Source organism: Arenimonas daejeonensis, assembly GCF_007993735.1.
Lineage (GTDB): Bacteria > Pseudomonadota > Gammaproteobacteria > Xanthomonadales > Xanthomonadaceae > Arenimonas > Arenimonas daejeonensis.
The window spans coordinates 2,685,334-2,709,678 of the sequence record NZ_CP042453.1 but is presented as its reverse complement, the minus strand read 5'-3'; the positions used below and the strand labels follow the sequence as shown (position 1 = coordinate 2,709,678).

General features: G+C 65.2%; 22 protein-coding genes, 1 tRNA gene and 6 pseudogenes. 12 read left to right on the top strand and 17 right to left on the bottom strand.

The features are described 5' to 3' along the window. The first annotated feature begins 11 nt into the window (after positions 1 to 11). From rplU to cgtA, 3 genes and pseudogenes are all read left to right on the top strand, one after another. Positions 12 to 323, top strand: a complete 312-nt coding sequence (gene rplU / locus FRZ33_RS13330) for a 50S ribosomal protein L21 (protein ID WP_146910195.1) — start codon at positions 12 to 14, stop codon at positions 321 to 323. An 11-nt stretch (positions 324 to 334) separates the two neighbouring features. Next, positions 335 to 601: a 50S ribosomal protein L27 gene (gene rpmA / locus FRZ33_RS13325; RefSeq protein ID WP_146910193.1), complete on the top strand. Its 267-nt coding sequence runs from the start codon at positions 335 to 337 to the stop codon at positions 599 to 601. A 148-nt stretch (positions 602 to 749) separates the two neighbouring features. Further along, a pseudogene (gene cgtA, locus FRZ33_RS13320) lies at positions 750 to 1,824 on the top strand (Obg family GTPase CgtA). A 118-nt stretch (positions 1,825 to 1,942) separates the two neighbouring features. Here the strand turns inward: cgtA and rpsT are convergent. Next, positions 1,943 to 2,212 carry a 30S ribosomal protein S20 gene (rpsT, locus tag FRZ33_RS13315; RefSeq protein WP_146910192.1) on the bottom strand — a complete coding sequence of 90 codons (270 nt, stop codon included), beginning with the start codon at positions 2,210 to 2,212 and terminating at the stop codon, positions 1,943 to 1,945. Here rpsT and FRZ33_RS17370 point away from each other — a divergent pair. From FRZ33_RS17370 to FRZ33_RS13285, 7 genes and pseudogenes are all read left to right on the top strand, one after another. Beyond that, positions 2,141 to 2,527 (top strand): annotated as a pseudogene (locus FRZ33_RS17370) (lipid II flippase MurJ); the annotation flags it as partial. The gene rpsT and the pseudogene FRZ33_RS17370 overlap by 72 nt on opposite strands. Positions 2,528 to 2,666: 139 nt before the next feature. Next, positions 2,667 to 3,934 (top strand): annotated as a pseudogene (gene murJ, locus FRZ33_RS17360) (murein biosynthesis integral membrane protein MurJ). Further along, a complete protein-coding gene (locus FRZ33_RS13305; RefSeq protein WP_146910190.1) occupies positions 3,931 to 4,887 on the top strand; it encodes a bifunctional riboflavin kinase/FAD synthetase in 957 nt (318 codons plus the stop codon). The pseudogene murJ and the gene FRZ33_RS13305 overlap by 4 nt, the downstream one beginning before the upstream one ends. A gap of 59 nt (positions 4,888 to 4,946) precedes the next feature. Further along, positions 4,947 to 7,765: pseudogene (gene ileS / locus FRZ33_RS13300) on the top strand (isoleucine--tRNA ligase). Then, complete coding sequence (gene lspA / locus FRZ33_RS13295; protein ID WP_146910655.1) at positions 7,762 to 8,265, top strand: signal peptidase II; 504 nt, start codon at positions 7,762 to 7,764, stop codon at positions 8,263 to 8,265. The pseudogene ileS and the gene lspA overlap by 4 nt, the downstream one beginning before the upstream one ends. A gap of 8 nt (positions 8,266 to 8,273) precedes the next feature. Then, on the top strand, positions 8,274 to 9,224 hold the full coding sequence (gene ispH / locus FRZ33_RS13290; RefSeq protein ID WP_146910188.1) for a 4-hydroxy-3-methylbut-2-enyl diphosphate reductase: 951 nt from the start codon (positions 8,274 to 8,276) through the stop codon (positions 9,222 to 9,224). 160 nt (positions 9,225 to 9,384) lie between these two features. Further along, a tRNA-Thr gene (locus FRZ33_RS13285) sits at positions 9,385 to 9,460 on the top strand. A 40-nt stretch (positions 9,461 to 9,500) separates the two neighbouring features. Here the strand turns inward: FRZ33_RS13285 and FRZ33_RS13280 are convergent. The 4 genes from FRZ33_RS13280 to FRZ33_RS13265 all read right to left on the bottom strand — a co-directional run bounded on the left by FRZ33_RS13280 (position 9,501) and on the right by FRZ33_RS13265 (position 12,446). Continuing rightward, entirely contained in the window at positions 9,501 to 9,782 is a 282-nt protein-coding gene (locus FRZ33_RS13280) for a DUF6953 family protein (protein ID WP_146910186.1), read from the bottom strand. A 487-nt stretch (positions 9,783 to 10,269) separates the two neighbouring features. Continuing rightward, positions 10,270 to 10,938 (bottom strand): DUF5343 domain-containing protein, encoded by a 669-nt coding sequence (locus FRZ33_RS13275; protein ID WP_146910184.1) that lies wholly within the window; start codon positions 10,936 to 10,938, stop codon positions 10,270 to 10,272. Positions 10,939 to 11,309: 371 nt separating this feature from the next. After that, positions 11,310 to 11,534: a hypothetical protein gene (locus FRZ33_RS13270; RefSeq protein ID WP_146910182.1), complete on the bottom strand. Its 225-nt coding sequence runs from the start codon at positions 11,532 to 11,534 to the stop codon at positions 11,310 to 11,312. 168 nt (positions 11,535 to 11,702) lie between these two features. Next, positions 11,703 to 12,446, bottom strand: coding sequence for a hypothetical protein (locus FRZ33_RS13265; RefSeq protein ID WP_146910181.1), 744 nt, complete (start codon positions 12,444 to 12,446; stop codon positions 11,703 to 11,705). 65 nt (positions 12,447 to 12,511) lie between these two features. Between FRZ33_RS13265 and FRZ33_RS13260 the strand changes: the two genes are divergently transcribed. Beyond that, a complete protein-coding gene (locus FRZ33_RS13260) occupies positions 12,512 to 13,903 on the top strand; it encodes a helix-turn-helix domain-containing protein (protein ID WP_146910179.1) in 1,392 nt (463 codons plus the stop codon). On the opposite strand, the gene FRZ33_RS13255 is transcribed toward FRZ33_RS13260, so the two are convergent. The 12 genes and pseudogenes from FRZ33_RS13255 to FRZ33_RS17845 all read right to left on the bottom strand — a co-directional run. After that, positions 13,900 to 15,291: a phage terminase large subunit gene (locus FRZ33_RS13255; RefSeq protein WP_146910178.1), complete on the bottom strand. Its 1,392-nt coding sequence runs from the start codon at positions 15,289 to 15,291 to the stop codon at positions 13,900 to 13,902. The two genes, FRZ33_RS13260 and FRZ33_RS13255, sit on opposite strands and share 4 nt — an antisense overlap. A gap of 3 nt (positions 15,292 to 15,294) precedes the next feature. Then, positions 15,295 to 15,684, bottom strand: coding sequence for a hypothetical protein (locus tag FRZ33_RS13250; protein WP_174754973.1), 390 nt, complete (start codon positions 15,682 to 15,684; stop codon positions 15,295 to 15,297). Further along, complete coding sequence (locus tag FRZ33_RS13245; RefSeq protein WP_227977897.1) at positions 15,666 to 16,265, bottom strand: recombinase family protein; 600 nt, start codon at positions 16,263 to 16,265, stop codon at positions 15,666 to 15,668. Before FRZ33_RS13245 ends, FRZ33_RS13250 begins: the two co-directional genes overlap by 19 nt. Position 16,266: 1 nt before the next feature. Beyond that, positions 16,267 to 16,443 (bottom strand): hypothetical protein, encoded by a 177-nt coding sequence (locus tag FRZ33_RS15295; protein WP_227977895.1) that lies wholly within the window; start codon positions 16,441 to 16,443, stop codon positions 16,267 to 16,269. Positions 16,444 to 16,632: 189 nt separating this feature from the next. After that, a complete protein-coding gene (locus FRZ33_RS13240; protein WP_146910174.1) occupies positions 16,633 to 16,875 on the bottom strand; it encodes a hypothetical protein in 243 nt (80 codons plus the stop codon). Between the two features lie 364 nt (positions 16,876 to 17,239). Further along, positions 17,240 to 19,558 (bottom strand): virulence-associated E family protein, encoded by a 2,319-nt coding sequence (locus FRZ33_RS13235; protein WP_146910173.1) that lies wholly within the window; start codon positions 19,556 to 19,558, stop codon positions 17,240 to 17,242. Next, positions 19,548 to 19,841 (bottom strand): hypothetical protein, encoded by a 294-nt coding sequence (locus FRZ33_RS13230; RefSeq protein WP_146910171.1) that lies wholly within the window; start codon positions 19,839 to 19,841, stop codon positions 19,548 to 19,550. The genes FRZ33_RS13235 and FRZ33_RS13230 overlap by 11 nt, the downstream gene beginning before the upstream one ends. A 68-nt stretch (positions 19,842 to 19,909) precedes the next feature. Next, positions 19,910 to 20,158, bottom strand: coding sequence for a helix-turn-helix domain-containing protein (locus tag FRZ33_RS13225; RefSeq protein ID WP_174754971.1), 249 nt, complete (start codon positions 20,156 to 20,158; stop codon positions 19,910 to 19,912). Then, positions 20,145 to 20,507, bottom strand: coding sequence for a hypothetical protein (locus FRZ33_RS13220; protein WP_146910169.1), 363 nt, complete (start codon positions 20,505 to 20,507; stop codon positions 20,145 to 20,147). Before FRZ33_RS13220 ends, FRZ33_RS13225 begins: the two co-directional genes overlap by 14 nt. Positions 20,508 to 20,601: 94 nt before the next feature. Next, positions 20,602 to 21,285, bottom strand: a complete 684-nt coding sequence (locus FRZ33_RS13215; RefSeq protein ID WP_146910168.1) for a hypothetical protein — start codon at positions 21,283 to 21,285, stop codon at positions 20,602 to 20,604. Next, complete coding sequence (locus tag FRZ33_RS16495) at positions 21,282 to 21,749, bottom strand: site-specific integrase (RefSeq protein WP_227978368.1); 468 nt, start codon at positions 21,747 to 21,749, stop codon at positions 21,282 to 21,284. Before FRZ33_RS16495 ends, FRZ33_RS13215 begins: the two co-directional genes overlap by 4 nt. 565 nt (positions 21,750 to 22,314) lie before the next feature. After that, a pseudogene (locus tag FRZ33_RS17845) lies at positions 22,315 to 22,551 on the bottom strand (hypothetical protein); the annotation flags it as partial. A gap of 383 nt (positions 22,552 to 22,934) precedes the next feature. On the opposite strand from FRZ33_RS17845, the pseudogene radA reads away from it, so the two are divergent. Further along, positions 22,935 to 24,331, top strand: a pseudogene (radA, locus tag FRZ33_RS13205) (DNA repair protein RadA). Positions 24,332 to 24,345 lie beyond the last annotated feature (14 nt).

The following is a 24,345-nucleotide window of genomic DNA, read 5'->3' as shown; positions in this document are numbered from 1 at the left end:
GAATCCCGGTCATGTACGCAGTCATCGTTACCGGCGGTAAGCAATACCGCGTTATGCAGGGCGAGACCCTGAAGGTCGAGAAGATCGACCTCGAGGAAGGCAAGAGCTTCGACATCGACTCCGTGTTGATGATCGGCGACGGCGAGAAGGTCACCGTCGGCACCCCGAACGTTTCGGGCGCCAAGGTCACCGCCACCATCAAGTCGCACGGCCGCCTCGACAAGGTCCGCATCGTCAAGTTCCGCCGTCGTAAGCACCATCGCAAGCAGATGGGCCACCGGCAGTACTTCACCGAAATCGAAATCACCGGCATCGCCGGCTAAGCAAGAGGAGCATTCGTCATGGCACAGAAAAAGGCGTAGGCTCGTCGCGCAACGGCCGCGACTCCAACCCGAAGTACCTGGGCGTCAAGATCTACGGCGGCCAGGCCATCGAAGCGGGCAACATCATCGTCCGCCAGCGTGGCACCGAGTTCCACCCGGGCATGGGTGTCGGCCTCGGCCGCGACCACACGCTGTTCGCGCTGGTCGACGGCGTCGTCGACTTCTCCGTGAAGGGCCCGAAGAAGCGCCGCACCGTGAGCGTCGTCCCGGCGGCCTGAGGCCAGCCCGGACCGGCTTGAAGGGCCCCGCTTCGGCGGGGCTTTTCGTTTCTGAACCCCGGCCACCGCGGCCCGCGCCCTTCACGGCGCGACGCGGACGGCCCACAATCGCGGCGGACGGCCTCGCGCCCCCGCCAGGGACCTGCCTGTGAAATTCGTCGATGAAGCCCAGATCATGGTGTACGCCGGAAAGGGCGGCAATGGCTGCATCAGTTTCCGTCGCGAGAAGTTCATCCCGCTCGGCGGTCCCGACGGCGGCGACGGTGGCAATGGCGGCAGCGTCTGGCTCGAAGCCGACGAGAACCTCAACACGCTGATCGACTTCCGCCACCAGCGCCAGTTCCGCGCCCAGAGCGGCCAGAGCGGAATGGGCCGCCAGGCTTTCGGCAAGGCCGGCGACGACATCGTCATCCGCGTGCCGATCGGCACCGAGGTCATCAACGTCGAGACCGACGAGATCATCGGCGACCTGACCGAACACGGTGGCCGCCTGCTGGTGGCCCAGGGCGGCATCGGCGGCAAGGGCAACGTGCACTTCAAGAGCTCGGTCAACCGCGCGCCGCGCAAGGCCGGCACCGGTACCCCGGGCGAAGAGCGCGAGATCCGGCTCGAACTCAAGCTGTTGGCCGACGTCGGCCTGCTCGGTTTCCCGAATGCCGGCAAGTCCACCTTCATCCGCGCCGTCTCGGCCGCGACGCCGAAGGTGGCCGACTATCCGTTCACCACGCTGTACCCCAACCTGGGCGTGGTCAGCGTCGAGATGGACCGCAGTTTCGTCATCGCCGACATCCCCGGCCTGATCGAGGGCGCGGCCGACGGCGCCGGCCTCGGCAGCCTGTTCCTGCGCCACGTGCAGCGCACCCGCGTGCTGCTGCACCTTGGTGGACATGGCGCCCTTCGACGAAGGCGTGGACCCGGCGACCCAGGTGCGTGCGATCGAGAACGAGCTGCGCAAGTACGATCCCGGCATGCTGGAAAAGCCGCGCTGGCTGGTGCTCAACAAGGCCGACCTGCTGCCGGAGGACGAGCGTCAGGCCCGCGCCGAGGCGCTGGTGAAGGAGCTGGACTGGAAGGAGCCCTGGTTCATGGTCTCGGCCATCGGCCGCGAGGGCACCTGGCCGATCGTGCTCAAGATCCAGCAGTTCTTCGACGACCAGAAGGCCGCGGCCCTGGAGGCGGCGGAAGACGCCGCCGCCCGCGCGGAGATGAGCCGCAATGGCTGATGCGCGCCGGGGCGCGCGGCAGGCCGGTACGTGCCGGGCCGGCCGGTCCGTCGGAACCCGGAAAGCAGAAAGGCCGGCTTGCGCCGGCCTTTCGCTGCAACCCTCCGGTGTGACCGGATCAGGCCTGCTTCAGCGCCTTGATGTGGGCGGAGATGCGGCTCTTGTGGCGGGCAGCCTTGTTCTTGTGGATCAGGCCGCGGGCCGAATAACGGTCCAGGATCGGCTGGGCGGTCGCGAACGCGGCCTCGGCGGCCGGCGCGTCCTTGGCTTCCAGCGCCTTGAGGACCTTCTTCACGGCAGTGCGCAGCATGGAGCGATGGCTGACATTGCGGGCGTTGCGGACGAGGGTCTGCTTGGCGCGCTTCTTGGCGGACTTGATGTTGGCCACGGAGGGCTCCTGAAATCGATGGTTGGTGGCCGGGTCGGTGTTCGGAACCGGCGGGGAAAGAGGGGTGGAGCTAGAAAGACCCGGAATTATGGGCGATTCAATGGCTTGAGTCAATTCCCCGAACCCTGCCGGGGTGCGGGCGTGAGCCGGGGCGGCCTGCTGCGGTCCACCGCGGTGTTCAGCGCCATGACCCTGCTGTCCCGGATCGCCGGTTTCGTCCGGGACATGGTCCAGGCCCACCTGTTCGGCGCCGGCGGCATTGTGGATGCCTTCGCGGTGGCCTACCGGATACCGAATTACCTGCGGCGCATCTTCGCCGAGGGCTCCTTCGCCTCGGCTTTCGTGCCGGTGCTGTCGGAATTGCGCCAGAAGAACGACCCGGCGGCGCTGAAGGACTTCCCACCACGTCGCCGGCGCCCTGTGCGCGGTGGTGCTGGTGGTCAGCGGGCTGGGCATGCTGGCCGCGCCGGCCGTGGTGGCCCTGATCGCGCCCGGCACGCTCGACGACCCCGCCAAGTTCAAGCTCACCTCCGACCTGCTGCGCATCGTTTTCCCTACCTGGCCCCGGTGTCCATGACGGCGCTGGCAGGCGCGGTGCTCAACAGCTTCCAGCGCTTCGCCCTGCCGGCGGTGACGCCGGTGCTGCACAACCTGGCGGTGATCGCGGCGATGCTGTGGCTGTCGCCGCTGCTGGCGGTGCCGATCAGCGCCCTGGCCTGGGGTGTGCTGGCCGCGGGCGTGATGCAACTGGTGCTGTTGTGGCCGGCGATGGGCCGGTTGGGCCTGCGGCCGCGCCTGCGCCTGGATTTCAGGCATTCGGGCGTGCTCCGGGTCGGCCGGCTGATGCTGCCCACGCTGTTTTCGTCGTCGGTGGCGCAGCTGAACCTGATCGTCGGCACCATGTTCGCGTCGCTGTTGATCGACGGCAGCCAGAGCTGGCTGTATTACTCCGACCGCCTGATCGAGTTCCCGCTGGGCCTGTTCGGCGTGGCCCTGGCCACCGTCATCCTGCCCCACCTTTCGCGCCGCCACGCCGACACCGACGCCGAAGGGTATGCCGCGGCCCTGGACTGGGGCCTGCGCACCGTGCTGCTGCTGGCGGTGCCGGCGGCGCTGGGCCTGGCCCTGCTGGCCGAACCGATGGTGGTGACGATCTTCGAGCGCGGCGAATTCGATGCCGGCGACGCCCGCATGACCGGCCTGAGCCTGATGGCGATGAGCCTGGGCATTCCCGGCTTCATGGCCAGCAAGGTGCTGTTGTCGGCCTTCTACGCCCGCCAGGACACCCGGACGCCGATGCGCGCGGCGGTGGTCACGGTGTTCCTCAACATCGCACTCACTGCCGCCCTTGGTGACGCCGCTGTGGCTGGGCGGCGTGTCCGGCGCGCACGCGGGCATCGCCCTGGCCACCGGCCTGGCCGGCCTGGCCAATGCCTGGCTGCTGTGGCGGGCCTTGCGCCGCGACGGCGGTTTCGTGCTCGCGCCCGGCTGGGGTCGGCACCTGCTGCGCATCGGCGTGGCGGCGCTGGTGATGACCGGGGTGGTGCTGATGTCGGCCCATGCGATCGGAGACTGGCGTGCCTGGTCGGGCATGGCCCGCTGGGGCTGGCTGCTGGCCGTGGTCGCGGCCGGTGCCGGCGCCTACGGACTGGCCCTGATGGCCTGCGGCTGGCGGCCGCGCGAACTGCGCGGGCTCTGAGCCCGGCTATAATTTCGGCATGAGCAGGCTGTTCCGGGACGTCGAGGGCGAATCACTTTGCCCGCAGGGCAGCGTGGTTTGCATCGGCGCCTTCGACGGCCTCCATCTGGGGCATCGGGCACTGGTCGACCGCGTGCGCGAGCGTGCGCGCACTGCCGGCCGCGCTGCGGTGGCCCTGAGTTTCGAGCCACTGCCGCGCGAATTTTTCGCCCGTGACCAGCCACCGCCTCGCCTGCTGCTGCCGCGCGCAAAGTTCGAGGGCCTGTGCGGGTTGGGCATGGACATGGTCGGCCTGCTGCGTTTCAACGCGGCGATGGCGGCGATGAGCGCAGAGGACTTTGTCGACCGGGTGCTGGTGCGCCGGCTGTCGGCGCGTGAGGTCTGGGTCGGACCGGATTTCCGCTTCGGCAACGGCCGTCGGGGCGACCTGGCCCTGCTGCAGGCACTCGGCGCGAAATCGGGTTTCAGCGCCGACGCGATCGCGCCGGTGGACGGCGAGGGCGGACGGTATTCGAGCACGGCGATCCGCCAGGCCCTGGCCGCCGGCGACCTCGACGGCGCGGCCCGCGCCCTGGGCCGGCGCTACGCGATCGCCGGCAAAGTCGTGCGTGGCCGGCAACTGGGCCGCAAGCTCGGCTACCCTACGGCCAACCTCAGGCTGGCGGGCAAGCGGCCCGCGCTGTCGGGCATCTACGCTACTTGGGTGCATGGCATCGGCGCCGAGCCGATGGCCAGTGTCTCCAGCCTGGGCACGCGCCCGACGGTGCTGGGTGTGGAGCCGCTGCTCGAGGCGCATGTGTTCGACTTCGATGGCGACCTGTACGGGCGCCGCATCGAAGTGGAGTTCGTCGCCAGGCTGCGCGACGAAGTGAAGTTTGACGATTTGCCCGCCCTGGTCCGGCAGATGGACCTGGATGCGGCGCAAGCCCGGCGCGTTTTGCGCCACGACCTGGAAGAACGCGGAGCGTTGGCGTGACCGAGAACGGCGGCAAGGACTACAAGCACACCATCAGCCTGCCGGAGACGGCGTTCCCGATGCGCGGCGACCTGCCCAAGCGGGAGCCGGGCATGCTGGCCGGGTGGCAGAAGCAGGGGCTGTACGCCCAGGTGCGCGCGAAGGCGAAGGCGGAAAAACGCCCGCTGTTCGTGCTGCACGACGGCCCGCCCTACGCCAACGGCTCGATCCACATCGGCCATGCGGTCAACAAGATCCTCAAGGACATGGTGGTGAAGTCAAAGCTGCTCTCCGGCTTCGACGCGCCCTACGTGCCGGGCTGGGACTGCCACGGCCTGCCGATCGAGCTGGTGGTGGAGAAGAAGTTCGGAAAGGTCGGCGACAAGCTCGACGCCGCCGGCTTCCGGGCCAAGTGCCGCGAGTACGCCGCCGAGCAGATCGCCGGGCAGTCGAAGGATTTCCAGCGCCTCGGCGTGCTGGGCGATTGGGACAACCCGTACCGCACCATGGACTTCGCCTTCGAGGCGGACATGCTGCGGGCGCTGGCGAAGATCGTCGAGCGCGGGCACCTGACGCGCGGCGTGAAGCCGGTGCACTGGTGCTTCGACTGCGGCTCGGCCCTGGCCGAGGCCGAGATCGAATACGCCGACAAGACTTCGCCGATGGTGGACGTGGCCTACGACGCCTTCGACCCGAAGGCGCTGGCGGCGAAGTTCGGCGTGGATTCCGGCGACGCCATCGTCGGCGTGCCGATCTGGACCACCACGCCCCTGGACGCTGCCCGCCTCGCTGGCGGTCACGCTCGGTCCCGAGGTCGACTACGTGCTGATGGTCGGCCCCGAGCGCGCGGGCAGGCACCAGTACCTTTATGATCGCCGAGCCGCTGTTCCACGAGGCCGCCAAGCGTTACGGCCTGGAGGCCACCGACGGTAACGGCCTGCCGCACTACGCCAAGAAGGGCGGCACGGTGAAGGGCGCCGAGCTCGAAGGCGTGCTCCTGAAGCACCCGTTCTACGAGCGCGAAATCCCGGTCATCCTGGGCGATCACGTCACTACCGATGCCGGCACCGGCGCCGTGCACACCGCGCCCGGCCATGGCCAGGAGGACTACCAGGTCGGCCTGAAGTACGGCTTGATGGAGAAATACTCCACGCCCGAGCTCAATCCGGTCGGCGGCAACGGCGTGTACCTGCCGGGCACGCCGATCTTCGAGGGCCAGTTCATCTGGAAGGCGAACAAGACCATCGTCGAGCTGCTGCGCGAGCGCGGTGTGCTGCTGTCCAGCGGTGAGATCAACCACAGTTATCCGCACTGCTGGCGGCACAAGTCGCCGGTGGCCTTCCGGGCCACGCCGCAGTGGTTCATCTCGATGGAGCAGGCGAACCTGCGTCGTGACGCGCTGGCCGCGATCGGGCAGGTCGGATTCGTGCCCGACTGGGGCGAGGCGCGTATCGCCGGCATGGTCGAGGGCCGCCCGGACTGGTGCATCAGCCGCCAGCGCACCTGGGGTGTGCCGATCGCGCTGTTCGTGCACAACGTCAGCGGCGAGCCGCATCCGCGTTCGATGGAACTGATGCGTGCGGTGGCCGACCGCGTGGCGGAGCAGGGCGCCGACGCCTGGTTCAAGCTCGATGCGGCGGAACTTCTGGGCGCGGAAGCGGGCGACTACCACAAGATCACCGACATCCTGGACGTCTGGTTCGACTCCGGCGTCACCCACGAAGGCGTGCTGGCGGCGCGCGCGGGCGACGGCCTGCGCAAGCCGGCCGACCTCTACCTCGAAGGTTCCGACCAGCACCGCGGCTGGTTCCAGAGCTCGCTGCTGACCGGCATCGCGATGGATGGGGCGGCGCCGTATCGCCAGGTGCTGACGCACGGGTTCACCGTGGACGCGCAGGGCCGCAAGATGTCCAAGTCGGTCGGCAACGTGGTCGAGCCGCAGAAGGTCAACGACTCGCTGGGTGCCGACGTGCTGCGCCTCTGGGTGGCCGGCACCGACTACCGCAACGAGATGTCGGTGTCCGACGAGATCCTCAAGCGCAGCGCCGACGCCTACCGCCGCATCCGCAACACTGCGCGGTTCCTGCTGGGCAACCTGCATGGCTTCGACCCGTCCGTGCACCTGCTGCCGAACGACCGGCTGCTGCTGCTCGATCAGTGGGCCGTGCACCGCGCCCACTCGCTGCAGGAAGAAATCAAGGCCGCCTACGAGCGCTACGACTTCGCCGCCGTGGTCGCCAGGGTGCAGAACTTCTGCACCAACGACCTGGGCTCGCTGTACCTGGACGTGACCAAGGACCGCCTGTACACGATGAAGGCGGACAGCCACGGCCGGCGTTCGGCCCAGAGTGCGATGTACCGCATCGCCGAGGCCTTCGCACGCTGGGTGGCGCCGGTGCTGAGCTTCACCGCCGACGAGATCTGGCAGCACCTGCCGGGTACGCGCGAAAGCCATGTACTGCTGGCGACCTGGTACGACGGCCTGGCGCCGCTGCCGGCCGCTGCCGCGCTGTCGGCCGCGGACTTCGATCGCCTTCTCGAGCTGCGCGAGGCGGTGAGCAAGGTGCTGGAGCCCATGCGCGCCGATGGCGCCATCGGCGCCTCGCTCGAGGCCGAGGTGGACATCTACGCCGACGAAGCGACGCTGGCGCGGTTCGCGCCGGTGGCCGACGAGCTGCGCTTCTTCTTCATCACCTCGCGCCTGGAACTCAAGCCGGTGGCGGCCAAACCCGAGGCCGGTGCCGGCCCCTGGGTGCATGCGGTGTCCACCACTTACGGCAAGTGCGTGCGCTGCTGGCACTACCGCGCCGACGTCGGCAGCCATGCCGGGGATCCCGAGCTGTGCGGCCGCTGCGTCGAGAACGTCAACGGCGCCGGCGAAACCCGGCGGTGGTTCTGATGTCACTGCCCAAGCCGAACGCGCTGTCCTGGCTGGGACTGTCGGCACTGCTGATCGTCGCGGACCAGTGGTCCAAGGCCTGGGCGACGGCCAGTCTGGTCTATCGCCAGCCCGTGCCGGTCATCGACGGCTTCTGGAACTGGACCCTGGTGCACAACTACGGTGCCGCCTTCAGCTTCCTGTCCGATGCCGGCGGCTGGCAGCGCTGGTTCTTCAGCACGCTGGCGGTGGTCATCAGCGGGGTGCTGGCGGTGATGCTGGCACGCACGTCGCGTTCGGACTGGCGCACGGCCCTGCCGTTCGCGCTGGTGATCGCCGGTGCCCTGGGCAACCTGGTGGACCGGGTGCGCTACGGCTACGTCGTGGACTTCGTGGACTGGTACGCCGGCAGCTACCACTGGCCGGCCTTCAACGTGGCCGACTCGGCCATCGTGGTCGGCGCCGTGCTGCTGGTCCTGTTCAGCTTCAAGGCCCCGGGCGGGGCGGAAAAGGGCGGATAATCCGCGCCATGGACGTCCTGCTCGCCAATCCCCGCGGTTTCTGCGCCGGTGTCGACCGCGCCATCGAGATCGTCAAGCGCGCCATCGAATCGCTGGGCGCGCCCATCTACGTGCGCCATGAAGTGGTGCACAACCGCTTCGTGGTCGAGGACCTGCGCCAGCGTGGCGCGATCTTCGTCGAGGAGCTCGACGAGGTTCCCGCCGGTGCCACCGTCATCTTCAGCGCCCATGGTGTCTCCCAGGCCGTGCGTGCCGAAGCCGAGCGCCGCGGCCTGAAAGTGTTCGACGCCACCTGTCCGCTGGTGACCAAGGTGCACATCGAGGTCGCGCGCCATTGCCGCGCCGGCCGCGACGTGATCCTGATCGGCCACGCCGGGCACCCCGAGGTGGAAGGCACCATGGGCCAGTGGAAGAAGGAATTCGGCGAAGGCCGGATCTACCTGGTCGAGGACGTGGGCGGCGTGGCGACGCTGGCGGTGAACCAGCCCGAGCAGTTGGCCTACACGACCCAGACCACGCTGAGCGTGGACGACACCCGTGAAATCATCGCCGCCCTGCAGGACCGGTTCCCGGCCATCCAGGGCCCGAAACACGACGACATCTGCTACGCCACCCAGAACCGCCAGGACGCGGTGCGCCTGCTGGCCGAGCAGTGCGACCTGGTGCTGGTGGTCGGCTCGGTGAACAGTTCCAACTCCAACCGCCTGCGCGAGCTGGCCGAGAAGCAGGGCGCCCGCGCCTACCTGATCGACGGTGCCGAGCACATCGATCCGGCCTGGGTGGCCGGCGCACGCCGGGTCGGCGTCACGGCCGGCGCCTCGGCGCCCGAAGTGCTGGTGCAAGGGGTCATCGCCCGCCTGCGTGACCTGGGCGCCGGCGTGGTCGAGCACCTGGAGGGCAAGCCCGAGGACGTGGTGTTTGCCCTGCCCAAGGAACTGCGGATCAGCCTGGTAAATTGACCCGGCTGGCCCTGGAAGCCTAGAATCCGCGCCTTCCGCCGGAATAGCTCAGTTGGTAGAGCGGCGCATTCGTAAGATTAAGGTCTCCTGACCGAAGCCCCATGAATTCGTGGATTCCCGGCTCGTGAGAACGGCCCTAGTAAGGCTATAATAAGGCTTCGCCGGAATAGCTCAGTTGGTAGAGCGCGTCATTCGTAATGATGAGGTCGTAGGTTCGATTCCTATTTCCGGCACCAGTAGACCCAGAAAGGCCGCCCCGAAAGGGCGGCCTTTTTGTTAGCGGACCATCCGCTTGTCAGGCGGATCGGTTTCGCGACGTTGCCGCCACGTTTGTGAACTCCGGCTCCACACCACGTCGTCAGGCGTCAGCTTGCGGAATTCCTCAAGGATGCCCTTGTTGATCCCCCAATTGTGCTGGCGGTTCTTGTAGACGTGCTGTTCGCCGAAGGTGGCTCGAATGCCGCGCGCCGCGGTTGCCTGAACCAGGCGATTGGATCGCCGGTATTGCTCAAGCATCCACTGCGCAACGTCCTTCTCTTCCTCGGTCGAAGAAGTCATGTTGCCTCCATTACCCGAGGGGACTGTGATGCCAGTGACGGGAGGCGCCCCGAAGGGCGCTCCCGGGTGCTGCTCAGCCCGGCGGGCTGCGCATATGCTTGCAGACGTATTCCAGACGGCCCTTTCGGAACCGGCTGTACGCGCAAACATGCACCGTCTTGGCACCGGACATAAGTCCTCCTCAAGTCGGTATGAGGAGGGCGATATGGAATACCAGAGTTCAAAGAGGTATACTCTTTGCCGTATCAAGGGCCTCGGTATCGGCAGAGGGACGCCCTCACTGCCTTGCCGTTGTCCGCCTCGCGCCTCAACTCAAGCCTGTTTAGTAGACGGGGACTTGGGTTGGGGCGTTTCTTTTTCTCGGCCACTCGCGGCGGCGGTTTTACGCGAGTAGCCAGCTGCTCTCCTCATCCCGGCTCCTCCTTGTTGACAGTCGGAACCGACTCCTCGGCCATCGTGTCGCGGTAGTTCTGCAGGATGAACTCCGTCATCTTGATGACGTTCTCCCACTGCTTAGCCGACATCTGGTCGGGCAAGTAGATGACGCCGTCCTGTCCCCCGAAGATGGGGATCGGGATCGCAACCATTCCTTCCCGCGGCGGCTTGGGCTTGCCGTGCGCGTGATGGTCGGGCGCCAGCGGGGCGCTGTCTGCTGAAGCGGCGTCGGAGTCTTGGTCTTTCGCTTCGTACCGCCATTGCTGGGAGCCGGCGGCGCCTTCGCATGAGGGCTGACCTTGATGCCCGCGTCCTTCGCTGCCGACAGGAAGAAGCTGATCGACTTCGTCAGCGTCGAACCACTGATCTCAAACTCGCGGAACTTGTCCGCGAGCATGTTGGTCGTCGCGCTTCCCAGCGCGAAGGAGCCGTCGGTGACTGCGCTGTAGGACTGCTCGACCATCTTCTTGAACATCGCGGCGGCTTTGATCTCGTCCGCAACGATGTAGTCGCGCAAAAGCTGCGTCGGAGCGCCGGAGTCATCAATCATGCCGAACCACTTCAGCGCCGCAATCAGGCCCGACTGCTCCGAGCCCGACCGCTTTTTCAGATAGCCACGGTCAATCGCACCCGGGAGGACGTCATGGGTGCGCAGCTCACCGATGAGCCACTGCCAGGTCTTGTAGGTGATGTAAGGCGGCTTCGCGATCTTCTCGTTCATATGGGTCCTTCCCCGGCCGGTGGTGGCGCGAGTGGCACACAGAATGACAGGACGAAGACGAGAATGCAAGCGCTCTCGCGCAAAAAGATGTTAAAAGAATGTTATATGTGCGAAACACATAGAACGGCTGACTATGTGTCATTAACAATCAACAACTTATGTAACAAAGGAGCGTATTCAGATTAGGCGTCTAAACGTTTCCGGTCTAGACCGAGTTTACCTAGACGCCTCCATGCATTCTCATTCCGTGAGAATGCCCGGCTCCGTTGCCCCGGGCCGGTGACGTCGTAAACGATCCCTCCTGTGGGTCGGACGGGCTGGAGCGGACGAAGCGCCTTTGGGCTAGGGAAACACCCATCTTGGGCCGCCGCTCAGCAGGACGCTGGGCGCGATTCGCCACCCCGGGACGTCTGGATGCGCCCAGCCACGAGGTCGTCAAGGGCGGGGGACTTGAGCCCGAACTGCTGGCGCATTTCGAGCTTCGTCCGGGACACGATCTGCCCGGAGGACACGCGCTGCCAGTAGTAGGTGCGCTCGTCCCGCCGGAAGCTGCCCGCGTTCTCTCGATAGGCCGTGTCCTGCCAGCGGGCCTTCATCTGGGCCGAGATTCGCTCCCGGAAGGCAGGATCGGCCCACTTGGCGCGAATCGCCTGCCTAGAGGCCTCCGCTTGGCGGGAGGCGGGCGCGTCGGCTAGGTCGGGGCCTCTGTTCGCGTCAGGGCGCAGCTTGCGTGATGCACCCACGAACCGAGGCCCCGAGTTCGACTAGGCGGATGCTTCCGCGATTGCCCGGGCGGCGAGCTGGTTCGACAGGTTCATGATCGGGTCTGCCCGGCCGCGGATGAACTCGGCGTTGGCGGCGCGGGCCGTCTTCTCGGCGAGGATCACCCCTTGCAGCTTCGCGTGTACCTGGCGATGGATCGCCCCGTAGGCACGCTCCGCAAAGGCGGAGGCGGTAAACGGCCGGCGATTCGTGGGGCGCCGGTCGATCACGGTCACGATTGCGGCGCAAAGGACGACATCCTCCGTGGCAATCGCGGTGATCGCCGCGGTTTCCAGCTCGACCGGGCCGGCGCCCTCCAGCTGCAGCTGGTACTGGGTGCGCTTGGTTTCGCCCAAGGCAACGCGACCGAGCATCTGGGCGGGGGAGTGGCAGAGGCTGAGAAGGAACTTCGCGTCCTCGGCAAGCCTTGCCAGCGGGCGAAGAATCTCCTCCCGCTGGGCGCGGCTCGAAACCTCGATGTTGGTCTTGAACTTGATGAGGCGCATCGCGGCCTGCTGCTTCGCGAACTGGCGGGCAACATTGCGGTTGGCCGGTTCGGTTTCGTTGACGATCTCATCGGCCTCGCGGCTATAGCGCTCGCGTGCCTCTCCGACCTGCTGCTGGATGTTCCCGATGCGATTCGCGAAGGCCGTGGCGAGTTCCGCGGCGCGATCCGCGAGGCGGTTGATGTTCTCGACGGTAAGGGGAACATCGGTGGGGATAGTGCTGAAATCAACGGCGGCCATGGGCTGGTCCTCGGCGAGTATCGTCAGGGCTATTCCTGAGTGTCGCGAGGACCATAGCTGGCCGGTTGGACCGAAATAAAGAAAAGCTTTTTGTATCTGCTATCTTCCGCAGAATAAGGGGCAGTCTGGAAGGCGAGAAGACTATGAACGTTTGGGAGTTCTATGGATTTTCTGAAAATCCCTATAGTCCCCGCCCTATAACGGCGAGCGACGATGGTGTCCGTTTGCTTGTTGGCCGCGACGATGAGTTGAGGTGGCTAGGTCGCTACCTGCGGTCAGCGGATACGCATCCAACTATTGAGGGTCCCAACGGCGTAGGAAAGACGAGCTTGGTGGCTGTTAGCACGTACACGCTTCAGCTCGAATTCTTTAACAAGGAGACGGAGCAGGCACTCATTCTGGTGGATCCGCCTTTCCAGCTAACTGGTGAGACGAAGCCTAGAACTTTCAAAAAGGAAGTGTTGTTCAAGATCGCGCAATGCTATATCGAGCACGAGCAGATGTTGCGCAGTCGGGGCAAGTTTGCGCCGGATGTTGACGAGGTTAGGCAATGGTTGAACTCTCCGCTATTCGTGACTGAGGGCGGCGGAGTGACGATAGCGGGTTTCGGCGGTTCTGCATCCGGTGGGTCTTCCCCGAACACCTCCTCCGGCTTTTCGGAGGAGGGCTTCATTGCGATGGTCAGTGACTGGCTATCGAAGACCTTCCCGAAAGCCAAAGATGGTGCTTTCGTTTGCGTCATAGACAACCTTGAGCTGCTCAACACTTCGCGTGCCGCGCGCGAGTTAATCGAGGCGCTGCGTGACGACGTACTGAACCTGCGTGGCCTGAAATGGGTTCTCTGTGGTGCGCGGGGAATTGCACGAAGTGTAGCCTCATCGCAGCGGCTGCAAGGTGTTATTTCTGAGCCGCTTGACGTCAGTCCGGTAGCGAACAAGTACATCGAACCGCTGATCGCGGCTAGGTTAGAGAGCTTTGCCACTTCTGGTGAAACGTTGGTGCCAGTCGAGGCGAGAGGATTCAATCATCTGTATTTGGTTGGGAACTCAAACCTTAGAAACGCGATGAAGTACAGCGAAGACTTCTCAATGTGGCTTTTTGACCGGGCGTCGAAGGATTTGAGTTCAGATGACAAGTACGAGCTGTTGGAGATATGGATGTCGGAAGTGGCGGACAAGGCCGCGGCAGACACCAAAGATGTGAAGCCAAGGGCCTGGACGGTTTTTGATCAGTTGGCCAAGGCTGGAGGGTTTACCTCTCCGGGGGAGTTTGCGGACTACGGCTTTGAAAGCAATCAAGCTATGCGCCCCCATTTGCGATCTCTCGAGGAAGCGAAACTGATTGACAGCGAAGTAGACGAGACGGACAACCGGAGAAAGACAATTTCCGTGACGTCCCGCGGATGGATCGTCTCATATCAGAGAAGTGGTTACCGACACTTGGCTGGTGCCCGCTAGACTCGAATCACTTTCGTTATATTTGGTTCTCGCTGCGAAGCGCCAAACGCGGTGACGCGAACCCGGCCTTGGGCCTCGCCCGCGATCGCGTAGCTCGTCGCGTCGAGGAAGTGGTCGTTGGCCTTCGTGTCCACGTCCTCGGGGATGCGGGAATCCCGCGGCAGGCTCGGCACGGTCGCCAGCCAGTAGCGGCAACGACTGGCGACGAAGAATTCGCCGTTGACCATGAGCTGCTTTAGATGCTCAAAACGTGGGACGCGCGCGCCCTTCTTTGCGGGCGTGACGCGAATGCCCGCCGCCCGGAACAGGTCAGAGATCGACGCTTCTAGCCGGCCGGCGGTTCGTGCCTCCGCGGCCGAGTCGATCACGCCGCGTGCGCGACAACGGTTCCGCCCAGCCATGGCATGGAGGGCGGGGGCAATCTGGCCCGGCGTCCGTCCGGTGCCGCGAGCCAGATTTCTTGGATCTATCTCCGCGTGTTCGTCGTAGATCACCCATGCGCCCTTCGGCAGGACGCGATCATCCGGAAGCCGAATGTCGAACGCGAGCTGCCCAGCAAGGACCGCGGCCATTGGAGCGGCGCTACCCCAGTCGATGGAGAGCTTCAGCGTCGAGAAACACTCCGGCGGAACGTCGTGATGGTCAATGACCATCCGCTCGGCGCTCCATATTCCTTGGAAGTAATCGCCCACCAGCGCGGACCAATCGCCCAAGCGCATGGCGCGGTAGATCGCGGGGTCCGTATGGCGGAGTACCTCGAAGTTCTTGCGGTATGCCGTTGGTAAATGCGGGTTGTCGTCGACGGTGGATGGGGCGTAGACCCACGTATTCCCAGCGAACTCGAACGGCGCCCACGGCTCGCGCGCGGTCACGTACCGCTCGGCGAGTGCGGAATGGTTGGCCCCGCCCGGGTTGCCGGCCAAGATCACGCGCAACGGCACCCCGCCGCCGCCGCGGAGCGAAAGGCCGAGCTGGTCGATTACTTCCATGCTCGGACCTTCGCCGGCTTCGTCCACGGCGATCAGCGTAAAGCTCATGCCTTGGGCGACGTCGGAAAGGGCGGACGGGGACTCAACGTGGGTGAGCTGGATCGTCGCGCCGTTGGGGAGCCGGAACACGGAATCGTTCTGGTTGTAGGCGACCTCCCGTCCATAGGCCGAGCGGAGCAGGGCGCGCATTTCCTCGGCGAACTGGATCAGGGACTTCAGCCGCCGCCGGGTCACGAGGACCTTCGCGCGCGTCGTGTATTGGTCGCAGTGCCGAAGGATCAGGAATTGCAGCGCCATGGACTTGCCGCCACCACGGCCCCCGCCCAAGAACACGAAGTGGTCCTCGGGAACGGACAGGACCTGCGACTGGTACGGCGTCGGCCGGATTTCAACCTTCATGGGTCAATGCCCCCGCTGGATATCGATCACCCGGGCGTAGTCGTCCGGCGTCAGCGCGGCATTGATGAAGATCGAGACGCGCGGCACCTCGACGTTGCCGTCGCCGCGGTTGAGCTGGAACACGCGATCCGCCAAGAATTCGGCCGCGCGCTCGGAGCCCTCCTTCATGCGGACCTTCATGAAGGCGATCACGTCGCCAGCTCCCTCGGCCCGGCCTTCCTCCAAGGCGAGCGCCAGTGGAGACAGCTCCCCGTCCTCGGCCTCGGTCTTCAGGGCCTTCCATTGCGCCACGGTCAGCCCCAGCGCGCGGCGGATGGTGTGTTCCCGGCATCCCTCCTGCGCCAGCAGGCGGACCGAGGCGAGCGCCTGCTCGGTCAGGTCGGCAGCGGACATGCTTCCAGCTCCCTCTTGATTCGGTAGACGGCGGCATTGCCCGTACAGGTCATGCGGGCGACCCTGTTCGCCGGGGTCCCTGCTTCGAGGAGTGCGCTTATGCGGCGCTCGGTCGCCGGGGCCACCCTCGGCCTGCCTAGCTTCTTTCCCTGCCGCCTCGCACGTTCTAGGCCCATTAGCGTGCGTTCCCGGATCAGCTCGCGCTCGAACTCGGCCAGCGATCCGATCACGTTGAACATCAGCCGGCCGGCCGGGGTGGAGGTATCAAGGGCGAGGTTGCGGACGAACAGGCCGACGCGGAGGGCTTCCAGCTCGGCCACGAACTGGACCAGGTGATTGAGGCTCCGGCCCAGCCGATCCAGCGCGGTAATGGCGATGAGGTCCACCTCCCGTCGCCCAGCGGCGAGGGCGAGGGCGGCGAGTCCCGGCCGTTTGTCCTTGCCCTTGGCCCCGCTGATGCCGTCGTCGCAGAACTCGGCCACGATCTGGTGGCCGTGGGCGGCGGCCCAATCGCGCAGGACCAGCAGCTGGTTCTGCACGGTCTGGTCCTTGTTCGTGGAGACCCGGACGTAGAGCGCCACCCTACTCATCGTCGTCGCCCCGGACGGCGCTCCGGGCTTCCCCGTCGTCGTCGATGTAGACCGCCTCGAAGGAGGTCGCCCCGGCGTCCCGTAGCCGCTCCTTGGTCTCCTCGAAGGAGGCTTCCAGCGCGGCCGATGCCTTGGCCCCCTCTTCGCCCGTCAAATGCCTGATCCGCATAGCTCACCCTCCGTCTCATCGGTGCGTGAGACGGCCGAGTATAGGCCGGGGTCCAATCCGAAATCGACCCTCATCAGGGGAAGAGATCGAGGAACTTGTAGAACTCAAATTCGTGGACGGAAAACGGCAATTTCCGAACCCGATTTCAGATTGAGTGGGTCTTGTATGTGGGCGGCGGTGCGCTGCCTTTCACTCGTTGGGGAGTCGCTCGATCTTCGCAACCTCTACGAGCCCTTGGCTGAGGTTCACGCAATGGCCTTCCGAGAGCACGTTGATCCGAAGCGCCGTGCATCGGCGGTACTCGGGCGGGTACTCCCGGGTGCGGAACCAGCCGGCCTTTGGCGTGTCGCGCGGCGGATAGTTCTCGATCTCGATCACTTCATCGTCGCGATAAGTGCGGACGACACCATTAACGAACGTCACTCGGACCATGGCCAGACTCCCGAAGCTGATGCGCCATTGTGCCTGCCGCCCAGAGGGAGGAGAAGCCGGGCCGGAACGATGCGGAACGATGCGAAACGATGCCCATCGTTCCCCCAGCCGACCACGTTTTCTGGTCCGCTTCTGTTCTAGGAACGATAGAACGATGGAATTTATAAGTAGCAGGAAGGAAGCAGGAGGGAGGGCAGGACGATCCCTGCTCCTCGTTCCTGGGCGTCTCCCCTAACGCCGTTTGCAGCCAATCGGAAATCCATCGTCCGTCGTTCCGGAGTGCTTATTTCCGCTCTCGGCTCATGCACTTAGGTGGGAACGATGGAAACCCCATAGCATCGTTCCGGCGCCCGAGGTCCGGGCATCAGAATGGCGGGTCCGCTTCGATCTCTGGCGGCTCGCCCTCGCCGCACCAAATGTAGATGCGTTGCTTAATGCCATCGACCGTGATCGCGTTTGGCGCCGCTTTCCAGCCCAGTGCCGCCATGACCGCCCGGACACGGTGGGCCACGTTACCAGCGCGCCGCCCGGCGTCGAGCCCCAGCCGCCGATAGACGCGCGCGTTGGTCACGAAGCGCTCCCCGTTGATCTCCCCGCTGGCCCTGATGAACTCCAACAGCTCGAAGTAGCTTTCGTCCACCACGACGCGCTCGCCTTGGATGCGCTTGGCTTGTGCTGCAGCCTCGCCTTGGAGCCACAATTGACGGTCGCCGCCGCGATAGCGCGCCAAAGCCTCAGCCAGCAGTTGGTCGCGCGCCGCGGCCAGCCCGTCGAGATCGATCCGCGTCACATCCACGGGCCAGAAGCGCCGGTTGCCGGTCGGGTCCTGCAGGAAACGCCTCTCATTGGTCGTTCCAGCGAGAACGAAGCGCCGGGGTACGTCACAGGTCGTCCGACCGAAAGCCCGCCGCGCCTTGTCGTGCGTCCGGGTGATTAGGGCCTTCAGAGCGGAAACATCCTTCTTCGTGATGCCGTCGAGTTCGGCGCATTCCTGAATCCAGACGCCGCCCGACAGCTCAAGCACCTCGCGGCCGTCGCGCGCGCCCAGCAAAGCAGCATCGGAAAAGAAGTCTTTGCCGCCCGCTATGACTTCCAGTGCCATCGACTTCTTCATGCCCTGTTCGCCGACAAGGATCAGCATGTAGTCGAACTTGGCGCCCGGCTCGAAGGCGCGCACGACGGCCGCGAGGAGCCACGCGGCCCCGACGGCGCGAACAAATGCGCTGTCCTCGGCGCCGCAGAAGTCGATGAGCCAGCGGTCGTTGCGCGGCTCGCCGTCCCATTCGGGCAGCGCGCTCAAGTGGTCATGCAGCGAGTCGCAGCGGCGAACCTCGCAGAGTTCCGCAATGGCGTCGTGCAGCGCTTCTTTGCCGGGATCGAACCCAAAGCGCCCGCGCACTTCGCGGCGGAGGATGACTTCGGCGCCGTCGGTCAGGCTGCCGGCATAGGCTTGCAGGCGGTGGCCGCCGATGACGCGCTGATCGCGGAAAACGTCATAGGAGAAACTCAACCCAAAGGTTTGAAGCGCCTCCACCGTGTTGTGGAAGCTCCGAACCGGCACGCCCACTTTGTTTATTGGATTCCACTGCGGGGTGTAGTCCCCATCCGAATAGTTGGTGACCGCGCGCTCCAAGGCCTCGGCGGTGACCTTTTCGCGCGCGCGATCAAGCTGGCGCCGCGCGTAGGAAACCTTGTTTCCCTTCTGATCGTAGATATGTGCAGAAACTGGGTTTTGCTTGTCGAGGAGAGCGCCCAGGATCAGGGCGTCGGGTACTTCGGCGCGGACAAGATCGAGGGCGACGCGATGGACCATGCGCGAGCGGTCGCCGCCGTACTCCGAGGCGTCGCCGGTCGCGATCAGTGCCAGCGTCTTGTCGTCTAGTTTCCGTCCCGCTTCTTCAGCCCAACGCGCTAGGTCGCCGGTACTGACACAAGCGGCCGGCTCGGCCTCTGAACGGGATACTTTGGGCTTGCTCGCGACCGTCCGTGTGGGCGCGGGCTGAAACTCGCTCAGATCGAAGGCGCGCTCGGGGTGGAACTCTACCAGCACGGCGGGGCGATCCTCGCGACCCTTCGCGCGCTTCTTGGCATCGACGCGGTTCACGCACCCGGGAAGCCGAAGAATGCGGGACACGTCCTGCGTATGGTCGCCACCTAGCTCGTTGGCGATCTGGACGTTGTAGCGGCTCAGCAGGTCCGCGCGCTCCTCGGTTCCGTCCAGCTCTGCCGCGTCACTTGGGCGAATGCGCCAGCCGCACTGGTAGCCATTTCCGCTGTCTACGACGAAGGTCGGCGGCTTCGGGTAGGCCCGGATTGCCGCGAGGATGCGGGCGCGCTCCGCGTCGCGCGCTTCGTTCGCGCGAGCCTTGAATTCATCGGCGCTCTCGCCCTTGGACGGCTCCACCGGGACCGGGTCAATATCGACGTGGAGGTACTCGACGCACGCGACGTCGGTCCGGCTGGCCTTCTTGTTGGCCTCGGCGTCGCCGCGCAGGGGATTGAGGTGGTAGTAGACGGAGTGGGTTCTGCCTACGTCCCGCGCCCAGTGCTCAGCCTCTTCGAGCGTGGCGAGGGTCTTCGCGGTGATTGGGCTGTGGTCATTGGCGCGCTTCTTGTCTGGGTGAATCGCCATTAGCACCCACGGCCCTTGAGGGCGAAGGTCGCGCAGGAAGTCAGCGATCATCGCGCGAGTTCCTGCGGCTGAGGTGGGCCTTGGGGCTCAAGTAGATTCCGCGTCCGAACTTCTCGGCCACGCTCAACCAGTGGCGCCGCGGGACAATAACCCGCCCGGCCAGAATGTCGGCGCACAGGGCGAGGCGCTGGCGGTACATGGAAAAGGCCTCGCTACCGTCGTCCTCTTCAGGCAGGCGCTTGGTCAGGTCGTCAACCTTGCCGACTACAGTCTCGACGAAATGCGCGTCTGCCTCCTCGGTGGTTTCGGCGCCGTGTGGGAACACTTCGTCCACGGGCAGGCGGAGGACCATTGCGACAAGGGATGCGTTGTCCAACGAAGGCTCATGCGCTATCGGACGCATCACTTGCCTCCGGCAGTATTGGCGCGTTCGTTGTCGGCGAGCCAGCGGTCGAGCGAGACCCTGCGGTAACGGACTAGCCGGCCGAGCTTCGCGAACATCGGACCGCCGCCGTTGAGACGGAGTAGCTCCAGGTTCTGTGGCGACATGCGGAGGTAGCCCGCCGCCTCGTCGGTGTCCATGACCGCGTTCGGGCGAGCTTGGCGAATTTCCGCCAGAAGGATCGCGAACTGTTGCTCAGAGAGGTCCATGGTCGTCGGCCTCCGTCCGCGCAAGGTTGAGAAAGACCCGTAGGTAGAACTCGAAGAGCGATATGCCGTAGATCAGCCAGTGAGCCCGGTCGAGATCGCGAATGCAGTTGCGCCAAGCGCGCTTCCGGAAAGGGTCGGCATCACCCGCGGCTTCGTCGCGCAGCTCGGCGAGGCGGAGATTTACTTGGGCCGCGGCGGCGGCCTCGATACGGGCAAGAAACTTGTCCGGCACCTCGTCTTCGGAGCCGCGAAGCCACGAACTTGCTGTGGCGGTCGAGACGCCTAGCGTCTCGCCCAGACTCGGGGCTTCGCCACCGGCGAGACTGTATGCAGCGAGTAGGGGGTGCATGGTTTGCCTTCCGTCGCGAAACTACGGATAGGCTAGATCGGTCGAAAATAATAACTACCGGGGGTAAGGCTTCCCCGGGGGCAGTCGGGATTATTTATTTCCGGGCTTCGGAGTTGAGGTTCTGTAGCCTTTTGACGCTCACCTCGAAGCCGTAAAGGCCCATGATTTCCGCGACCAACTCCGCAGCGCGCTTAGCGCTGTACTCGTCGCCCTGTCCCTTGCCATGGCCGTACCCAATTGCGCGGGTTAGTGCCATCAGCGATGCGCCGAGCATGGTTTCTTCGGTGGACTGCCCGCCACTCACGGACGCCTTCTGCTTGGGTGGCGGTTCGATCCGGCCGCGGATATCGAGGAGCGCCGACGAAAGCTTGGAAAGTTCATCGTCGGAAACCACGCCTTCAGTATTCAGCTCGTGTAGAGCGGTGACGGCCGATTCCAGCCGACCCTGAAGCTGCCCTCGATCCTTGCGGTGCTTGTTGGCGACCTTGAGCTCGTCATATGCGTCCACGTCTGGGATATCGCGAAGTGCGGCAGCGGGATTCGGCGTCGAGGCGCCCGCTTTCGGCCTGTAGTATTCGCATAGCGCCCGCGCCATTTCTGATGGAGCCGCGCGCGTAACTATTCCGCCGAGAATCTCATGCTCCTTCGCCCAGGCATCGAGTCTGTCCGGGCTATTGGCCAGCTTCTTGGCCGCGGCGTCGAGCTGCGCGAGCTTAGCTTTCAGTTCCGCCGGCTTCGCTGCTGCCGAGTCAACTGCCTTGTGGCTGGGCTTCGTCATGCGGCTTTCGCCTTTGGTTGGCAGAGGGTGAGGAGCTTGTCCGTCACTTGCTGCATTGGCTTCCGAAGCCGCTCCACCTCGGCGGAAATGTAGCCCGCGGTGACGTCCTGCTTGTTCGGGAGCGAGTGGTTAACCAGCATCTTGATCGCGTAGGGCGATAGGTCCAGCGAATCGGCGACGGTGATGAAAGTATTCCGAAGGCCGTGGACGGTGAACGCTACGGGGAGTGCCTTGACGATCTCGCCCTTCTTGTTCTTCTTCTCCTTTTCCGGCTCGGCAATATGGCCGTGCTTCTTCTTGCTGTTGGCGGGGAAGACCCAAGGTGACTTCGGATAGAACATCTTGGCGGATTCGCACGTCTGCCGGCGTTGGAGCAGCTTGAGAAGGTAGTCGGAGAGGGGCAGAAGGAACGGCTTCTGTCCCTTGGGCTGCGGAACCAGCAGCGCCTTGTTCGCGAGGTCCACGATTGGAGCCCGGGGAAGTCCCGGTCGGGCTCCACCTTTTTCGGGTCCTTCGGCCACCGGACGGCCTCGGCGTCCGAGCGGCGCAGCCCAGAGAAAGGACGAATAGGTGCCAGTCCCGGCGGATCGGGTCCTGAAGGCCGTTGATGTAGTTGTACCAAGTGGCGAGCTGCGCGCTGTGGATCGCGGCCTTCTTGCGTTGCTCCGGATACCAATCAACGGCGATGGCCGGATTTACGCCGAGGTCCTCGTGCACCTTGAGCGCGGAGTTGTAGACGGCACGGAAGACCCGAAAGGCGTGGTTGGCGACGTAGGGACCATTGTTGGTTCCGATCTTCTTGTGACGCTCTCGGCAGTCCGCTCGGGTGATCTCGCCCAAGGGGCGCTTGAGCCAGTCGGAGAGGTACTGGTCGGACAGGTAGCGGTAGTCCTCAAGCGTCCGAGGAGAGCGCTTCTTGTTCGAGTTGATGTGGGCGTCGAGGGCCTCGCCGTAGGTGACGGACCCGGGCTTGCGGCGCTCCTGATTCGGGTTGACCCCCTTGCTCATCTGCATCAGCAGCTCACGGGCCGCGTCGGTCGCCTGCCGGACCGTGTAGACGCCGTGCCGCCCGATAGTCGTCCGGACGGTTCGTCCGTTGAGGTCGCGCTGAACAAAGAAGGTCTTTGCCCTCGCGCCCACACAGACGCCGAAGCCCTTCAGGTCGGCGTCGAAAAACAATTGCTGGCGCTTCTTGTCGTTCGGCTGGACGAGCGACAGCGCGTCGATGGTCGATTGCTTGAACTTGAAGACGTTGGTCTGGGTCATGGTCTAGTAAGGCAATAAGAAGGGGGATCGCTAGGTCCGCCGAGGTCGCCCTTCTAACGGAAAGGGCGGAGAACGGCCCTACCATAGTGCTTCGCATGCCTTATTAGAATCCCCTAGGGCCGCCTCAGCCTTGGCCCTAGGGATTCGTAATGCGTAGGTCGCAGGTTCGACTCCTGTTTCCGGCACCAAAGTCCACGAATGGAAAGCAAGACCGGCCGCACTCCCCCTGCGAAGCCCTCGAAGCCCCAACCCGGGCTCTTCCGTGCCTCTCACCGTCCATTCGAAAAAGCCCGCCACCCGCGGGCTTTTTCTTGCCCCGCGATCTCAATCCCCGCGACGCCGCCCGGTTACAGTACCCGTCCACCCCACACCCGCCGGACCCCATGGCCAAAGCCAAGACCGCCTACGTCTGCAGCGAATGCGGCGACTCCTCCAGCAAATGGCAGGGCCAGTGCGGCGAATGCGGCGCCTGGAACACGATGAGCGAGTTCGTCATCGAACCCGCCTCCTCGGCCAAGGGCGGCGGCGCGGCGCCGGCGCGCCAGGGCGGCTGGGCTGGCCGGCCCGAGGCCGCGGGCATCACCGCGCTCAAGGACGTCAGCAAGGATGTCGAGGTCCGCGTCTCGACCACCATCGGCGAACTCGACCGAGTACTCGGTGGCGGCCTGGTCGAAGGGTCCGTAGTGCTGGTCGGCGGCGACCCGGGCATCGGCAAGTCCACCCTGCTGCTGCAGGCCCTGGCGCTGATGTCGGCGAACGTGCCGGCGCTGTACGTCACCGGCGAGGAAAGCCTGGCGCAGGTGGCGGGGCGCGCGCAGCGGCTTGGCCTGCCGCTGGACAACCTGCACGCGTTGGCCGAAACCTGCGTCGAGAAGATCCTCGGCCAGGCCGCGTCGGCGAAACCCGCGCCGCGGCTGCTGGTCGCCGATTCCATCCAGACCCTGTGGAGCGAACTGCTCACCGCCGCGCCCGGCTCGGTCAGCCAGGTGCGCGAGCGCGGCGCGGCTGGTGCGTTTCGCCAAGGAAACCGGCACCTCGGTGTTCCTGGTCGGCCACGTCACCAAGGAAGGCGGCATTGCCGGCCCGCGCGTGCTCGAGCACATGGTGGATGCCGTGCTGTATTTCGAGGGCGAGTCCGGCAGCCGCTTCCGCGTGCTGCGTGCGTTCAAGAACCGCTTCGGCGCGGTCAACGAACTGGGCGTGTTCGCGATGGGCGACAAGGGCCTGCGCGAGGTGCCGAATCCTTCCGCGATCTTCCTGTCGGGCTCCAGCACCGCACAACCCGGCAGCGCGGTGATGGTGACGCGTGAAGGCACACGCCCGCTGCTGGTTGAGGTGCAGGCGCTGGTGGACAAGTCACCGCTGGCCAATCCGCGTCGTGTCGCGTTGGGCCTGGAGCAGAACCGGCTGGCGATGCTGCTGGCGGTACTGCATCGCCACGGCGGTGTCGGCGTGTTCGACCAGGACGTGTTCGTGAACGTGGTCGGCGGCATCCGCGTGCAGGAAACCGCCGCCGACCTGCCGGTGCTGCTGGCGGTGCTGTCCTCGCTGCGCGATCGCCCGCTGGCGGAAAAAGACGGTGGCCTTCGGCGAAGTGGGCCTAAGCGGTGAGATCCGCCCGGTGCCCAATGGCGAGGAGCGGCTGAAAGAGGCCGCGACGCACGGGTTCAAGCGTGCCATCGTGCCCAAAGCAAACGCACCGAAGAAAGGGGCCTACAAGGACCTTGAAGTCATCGCGGTGGAGCGGCTGTCCGAGGCGCTGGAAGCCGCGGCGGAATAGGACGCCGCCCACGA

What these genes read in the sequence shown, in the direction of transcription:
- FRZ33_RS13270 (WP_146910182.1), bottom strand. Translation starts at nt 11,534, where the DNA reads ATGAAGGCCCGCTGGCAGGACACGGCCTATCGAGAGAACGCGGGCAGC.
- FRZ33_RS13215 (WP_146910168.1), bottom strand. Translation starts at nt 21,285, where the DNA reads ATGACGAAGCCCAGCCACAAGGCAGTTGACTCGGCAGCAGCGAAGCCG.
- FRZ33_RS13265 (WP_146910181.1), bottom strand. Translation starts at nt 12,446, where the DNA reads ATGGCCGCCGTTGATTTCAGCACTATCCCCACCGATGTTCCCCTTACC.
- FRZ33_RS13225 (WP_174754971.1), bottom strand. Translation starts at nt 20,158, where the DNA reads ATGGACCTCTCTGAGCAACAGTTCGCGATCCTTCTGGCGGAAATTCGC.
- ispH (WP_146910188.1), top strand. Translation starts at nt 8,274, where the DNA reads ATGGACGTCCTGCTCGCCAATCCCCGCGGTTTCTGCGCCGGTGTCGAC.
- FRZ33_RS13255 (WP_146910178.1), bottom strand. Translation starts at nt 15,291, where the DNA reads ATGAAGGTTGAAATCCGGCCGACGCCGTACCAGTCGCAGGTCCTGTCC.
- FRZ33_RS13250 (WP_174754973.1), bottom strand. Translation starts at nt 15,684, where the DNA reads ATGTCCGCTGCCGACCTGACCGAGCAGGCGCTCGCCTCGGTCCGCCTG.
- FRZ33_RS13220 (WP_146910169.1), bottom strand. Translation starts at nt 20,507, where the DNA reads ATGCACCCCCTACTCGCTGCATACAGTCTCGCCGGTGGCGAAGCCCCG.
- FRZ33_RS13280 (WP_146910186.1), bottom strand. Translation starts at nt 9,782, where the DNA reads ATGACTTCTTCGACCGAGGAAGAGAAGGACGTTGCGCAGTGGATGCTT.
- FRZ33_RS13240 (WP_146910174.1), bottom strand. Translation starts at nt 16,875, where the DNA reads ATGGTCCGAGTGACGTTCGTTAATGGTGTCGTCCGCACTTATCGCGAC.
- FRZ33_RS13275 (WP_146910184.1), bottom strand. Translation starts at nt 10,938, where the DNA reads ATGAACGAGAAGATCGCGAAGCCGCCTTACATCACCTACAAGACCTGG.
- FRZ33_RS13305 (WP_146910190.1), top strand. Translation starts at nt 3,931, where the DNA reads ATGAGCAGGCTGTTCCGGGACGTCGAGGGCGAATCACTTTGCCCGCAG.
- FRZ33_RS15295 (WP_227977895.1), bottom strand. Translation starts at nt 16,443, where the DNA reads ATGCGGATCAGGCATTTGACGGGCGAAGAGGGGGCCAAGGCATCGGCC.
- rplU (WP_146910195.1), top strand. Translation starts at nt 12, where the DNA reads ATGTACGCAGTCATCGTTACCGGCGGTAAGCAATACCGCGTTATGCAG.
- FRZ33_RS13235 (WP_146910173.1), bottom strand. Translation starts at nt 19,558, where the DNA reads ATGATCGCTGACTTCCTGCGCGACCTTCGCCCTCAAGGGCCGTGGGTG.